Origin of the sequence: Helicobacter apodemus (assembly GCF_000765745.2) — a bacterium.
GTDB lineage: Bacteria > Campylobacterota > Campylobacteria > Campylobacterales > Helicobacteraceae > Helicobacter_D > Helicobacter_D apodemus.
In genome coordinates this window covers 1-2308 of the sequence record NZ_JRPC02000063.1, presented here as the reverse complement: position 1 = coordinate 2308, position 2308 = coordinate 1, and the positions used below count along the sequence as shown (strand labels likewise).

Genomic DNA, 2308 nt, shown 5'->3' with positions numbered 1-2308 from the left:
TACAGGGGCTACCTTAAGCAAATTTAGTAATACTAAAAATATAGGAACCTTTAGTAACCTTGGAACTATCACTAGTCAAGTTAAGAATCAAGGAACCATAGGAAACTTTGATAATACAGGGAACTTAAGTGGTGGATTTGTAAATGATAATAATGCAACCTTAACAAACTTTAGTAATACTTCTAATCTAGGAACCTTTAGTAACCTTGGAACTATCACTAACCAAGTTAAGAATCAAGGAACCATTACAAGCTTTGATAATAAAGGGAACTTAAGTGGTGGATTTGTAAATGATACAGGGGCTACCTTAACAAAGTTTAGTAATGCTTCTAATCTAGGAACCCTTGAAAACAAAGGAAACTTAGGAAGTGCTACTAATACTGGAACTCTAGCCAACCTTAGCAACACTGGAAATGCTGGAAGCATTGCTAATACTGGAACTCTAACAAATATTACTAACACTGGAAGCATTGCTAATCTTACTAACACCAAAAACTTAGGAACCTTGAGTAATAAAGGAACCTTAGCAAATGCTACTAACACTGGAAGCATTGCAAGTCTTACTAACACTAAGAATATAGGAACCTTTAGCAATGCTAATGGTGGAACCATCACCAACCAAGTTATTAATAAAGGAAGCATTACAAGCTTTACCAACCAAGGAAACTTAAAAGGTGGATTTATAAATAATACAGGGGCTACCTTAACAAACTTTGCTAATTCTAGCAATCTAAGCACCTTTAAGAATCTTGGAGTCGTAAAAAGTGCTACTAACACTGGAACTCTAGCTAACCTTACTAATGCTGGAAGCTTAGCTAACCTTAGTAACACTAAAACAATAGGAACCCTTGCTAATATTGGAAGCTTAGGAAGTGCTACTAACACTGGAACTCTAGCTAACCTTACTAATATTGGAACCTTAGCAAATGCTACTAACACTGGAACTCTAGCTAACCTTACTAATGCTGGAACCTTAGCAAATGCTACTAACACTGGAACTCTAGCTAACCTTACTAATGCTGGAACCTTAGCAAATGCTACTAACACTGGAAGCATTGCAAGTCTTACTAACACTAAGAATATAGGAACCTTTACTAACGCTAATGGTGGAACCCTAACTACTCTTAGCAACACTGGAAGTGCTGGAAGCATTGCTAATAAAGGAGTTATAACTAAGCAAGTTACCAACCAAGGAACCATTGCAAACTTTAGCAATGCTGGAACTTTAAGTAATGGACTTGTTAATAATGCCAATGCTACCCTTACTAACTTCACTAACTCTGGAAATGCTGGAAGCATTACTAATAAAGGAACCCTAGCCTCTGCCACTAACACTGGAACCTTAGCTAACCTTGCTAATACTAAGAATATAGGAACCTTTGATAATCAAGGAAGTTTAGCATCTGCAGAAAACACTGGAAGCATAACAAATTTTGCTAACTCTGGAACTGCTGGAAACATTACTAATAAAGGAACCCTAGCAAATGCCACTAACACTGGAACCTTAGCTAACCTTGCTAATACTAAGAATATAGGAACCTTTACTAATAAAGGAACCCTAGCAAATGCCACTAACACTGGAATCATAGCTAACCTTGCTAATACTAAGAACATAGGAACCTTTAGCAACGCTAATGGTGGAACCATCACAAATAAAGTAAGTAATGAGGGAACCATTGCAAACTTTGATAATAAAGGAATCTTAAGTGGTGGATTTGTAAATAATGCCAATGCTATCCTTACAAAGTTTAGTAACTCTAATAATATAGGAACCTTTGATAATAAAGGAAGTTTAGCATCTGCAGAAAACACTGGAAGCATAACAAATTTTGCTAACTCTGGAACTGCTGGAAACATTACTAATAAAGGAACCCTAGCCTCTGCTACTAACACTGGAACCTTAGCTAACCTTGCTAATACTAAGAATATAGGAACCCTTAGCAATACTGGAACCTTAGCTAACCTTAATAACACTAAGAATATAGGAACCCTTAGCAATACTGGAACCTTAGCAAATGCTACTAACACTGGAACTATTACAAGTCTTGATAACACTAAGAACATAGGAACCTTTAGCAATGCTGGAACTATCACTAACCAAGTTAAGAATCAAGGAACCATTGCAAGCTTTGATAATAAAGGGAACTTAAATGGTGGATTTGTAAATGATACAGGGGCTACCTTAAGCAAATTTAGTAATACTAAAAATATAGGAACCTTTAGTAACCTTGGAACTATCACTAGTCAAGTTAAGAATCAAGGAACCATTACAAGCTTTGATAATAAAGGGAACTTAAGTGGTGGATTT

1 protein-coding gene is annotated in these 2308 nt (G+C 36.1%); it reads left to right on the top strand.

Annotation, left to right across the window (positions count from 1 at the left end; genetic code table 11):
• A partial coding sequence (locus tag LS72_RS11010) for a beta strand repeat-containing protein (RefSeq protein ID WP_194145613.1) occupies nucleotides 1–2308 on the top strand: 2308 nt, incomplete at both ends.